The following is a 2772-nucleotide window of genomic DNA, read 5'->3' on the forward strand; positions in this document are numbered from 1 at the left end:
GAGTTAGACCATCTGACAGATTTTGATACGGTAGATGCATGGCTCGGTGCGATGCTGCATACATTCTTTGATATGCTGTTTGATTTTCCAGATGCACGGCATCAGAGTATCATTCAGCAAGCGGCAGCCTATATCAAAGAACATTTGTCTGAAAAGGTGAGTCTGGAACAGGTAGCAAGCGAAGTGCATCTGTCAAAATCGTATTTGTGTCGTATTTTGAAGGAAGAGCTTGGCTGTACATTTACTGAATACACCAATCGTCTGCGGATAGAAAAGAGCAAACTGTATCTGCATTGCGGGGATATGTCGCTGTCAGAAATTGCTTGTGCCGTTGGTTTTGATGACCAGAGCTATTTTACCCGTGTTTTTCGGCGGCAGGTAGGTGTTCCGCCCGGAAAATATCGCGCAGGAGCAACGAGTGCTTGATTTTTATCACTAGAAATGTTTTAAAATACAACAAGATACAGCGCAGTAAGGAGAAAATATCATGAAAAGAAATATGGATCAATGGACAAAAGAATTATTAGATGCTCCAGTAAAGAAGGCATTGCCGGTATTGTCTTTCCCGTCTATTCAGCTGATGGGTATTACAGTAAAGGAACTGATTAATGACAGTGATTTACAGGCAAAGGGTATGAAAGCCGTAGCTGACCGCACACCGAATGCAGGCGGTGCCGTATCGCTGATGGATTTGTCTGTGGAGGCAGAATGTTTCGGCGCACCGATTCGCGTATCCGATGACGAAGTTCCAACGGTCATCGGTCCGGTTCTGGATACAGAGATTGACGAGGATGAGCGCATGAAGGCGGCAGAGGCTCTACAGGTACCGGAAATCGGTGCTGGCCGCACGCAGATTTATATTGATGCCATTGAGAAAGCGATGGATCTGATTACTGATCGTCCGGTATTCGCAGGCGTCATTGGACCTTTTTCTTTGGCTGGACGTTTGATGGATGTGACTTCTTCACTGATTTATTGCTATGATGAGCCGGATATGGCACATGTTGTGCTGGAAAAGGCAACAGAGTTTATCATCAAGTACATTCAGGCATATAAAGCAATCGGTGCAAACGGTGTTGTCATTGCAGAGCCACTCGCAGGCTTGCTGTCTCCGTCGCTGGCAGTTGAATTTTCCGGCGACTACTGCAAGCGTATTGTAGAAGCGGTAAAGGACGAAAATTTTGCGGTCATTTATCACAACTGTGGCAATACTGCCAATGTCACACTGGAATCTATTCTCAGTGCTCATGCCAATGCGTATCATTTTGGCAACGCAGTTGACATGGAGGAAATCTTGTCCAAAGTTCCGGCAGATGTTATCTGTATGGGTAATGTCGATCCGGCTGGTCAATTCCGCAACGGTACACCGGAATCGGTTCGAGAAGCGGCATTGTCTGTCATGGAAAAATGCTGTAAGTATCCGAATTATGTCATTTCTTCCGGCTGTGATATTCCGCCGATGTCCAGCTGGGATAACATTGATGCGTTCTTCCACGCAGTAGATGACTTCTACGCAAAGTAACGGAAAATTAAACATAACAAGCAAAGCGGCTGAATCCAAGGATTCAGCCGCTTTTGTGTTGTCTATATCTAAGATTATGACGGTTGGAACTGACTGTTATACAGCTTGTTGTAGAAGCCGCCGGCCGCCAAAAGCTCTTGATGCGTGCCCTGTTCGATGATTTTGCCGTCACGCATGACGAGAATCAACGAAGCGTTGCGAATCGTAGACAGGCGATGAGCGACGACAAAGCTCGTTCTGCCTTCCATGAGCGTGTCAAACGCCTGCTGTACCAGAAGCTCTGTGCGCGTATCAATGCTGGAAGTTGCTTCGTCCAAGATCAGCATCGGCGGCAGGCACAACATGACGCGAGCAATACACAGCAGCTGCTTTTGACCTTGGCTGACGCTTTCTTCGGTCAGGACAGTATCTAATCCCTTTGGCAATCGGCGAATGAAGTCCCAGCAGTGGGCAGACTTTGCCGCCTGAATCACTTCTTCTTCGCTGGCATCCGGACGGCCGAAGCGAATGTTATCGCGTACCGTGCCGCTCTTGAGCCATGTTTCCTGTAAGACCATGCCAAAGCTGCTGCGCAAGGCATGGCGGGAGATGCTGTCAATCGGGACGCCATCAATGGAGATTGTGCCGCTGTTGACGTCATAAAAGCGCATGAGCAGGTTGATAAATGTTGTTTTGCCGCAGCCGGTCGGACCGACGATCGCGATGCGCATACCCGGCTTTGCCTGCAAGTTAAACTGTTCAATCAGCGGATGAGCAGCATCATAGCAGAAGGATACATCACGAATATCGACTTGTCCGCGCACGGTGCCCAACTCCTGCTTGGCATCCGGCTTTTCTTCCGGCTCTTCCATCAGTGCAAAGACGCGGGAGGCACAGGCCAGTGCATTTTGCAGCTCTGTGACCACAGAACTAATATCGTTAAACGGCTTCATATACTGGTTTGCATAAGCGAGTAGGACGGATAGTCCGCCGACCGTCAAACTACCGAGAGGAATGAGCAGAACACCGACCAAAGCGACACCAGCATAAATAATGCTGTTGACAAATCGGGTGCACGGATTGGTCAGGCTGCTGTAGAATGTCGCCTGCTGGCTGTATTTCATCAGTTCTTCGTTGATTTCTGCGAAACGAGCCGAAGCACGGTCTTCATAGCCAAAAGCTTTTACGACAGTCTGACCGCCCATCATTTCGTCGATCAGTGCGGTCTGGCGTCCGCGGACTTCACTCTGCTTCTGGAACAGACGATAGGA

3 protein-coding genes are annotated in these 2772 nt (G+C 48.6%); 2 read left to right on the forward strand and 1 reads right to left on the reverse strand.

Features of this window, described 5'->3' with window-relative positions:
• Together ACR0P9_RS10470 and ACR0P9_RS10475 are read left to right on the forward strand one after the other, a co-directional pair.
• A partial coding sequence (locus ACR0P9_RS10470; RefSeq protein WP_432619910.1) for a helix-turn-helix transcriptional regulator occupies window positions 1-426 on the forward strand: 426 nt, incomplete at its 5' end.
• A gap of 61 nt (window positions 427-487) precedes the next feature.
• Complete coding sequence (locus ACR0P9_RS10475; protein ID WP_432619912.1) at window positions 488-1522, forward strand: uroporphyrinogen decarboxylase family protein; 1035 nt, start codon at window positions 488-490, stop codon at window positions 1520-1522.
• Between the two features lie 74 nt (window positions 1523-1596).
• Here ACR0P9_RS10475 and ACR0P9_RS10480 read toward each other — a convergent pair.
• A partial coding sequence (locus ACR0P9_RS10480) for an ABC transporter ATP-binding protein (protein WP_432619914.1) occupies window positions 1597-2772 on the reverse strand: 1176 nt, incomplete at its 5' end.

The sequence above is a fragment of the Butyricicoccus sp. genome (assembly GCF_050872565.1).
GTDB lineage: Bacteria > Bacillota > Clostridia > Oscillospirales > Butyricicoccaceae > Butyricicoccus_A.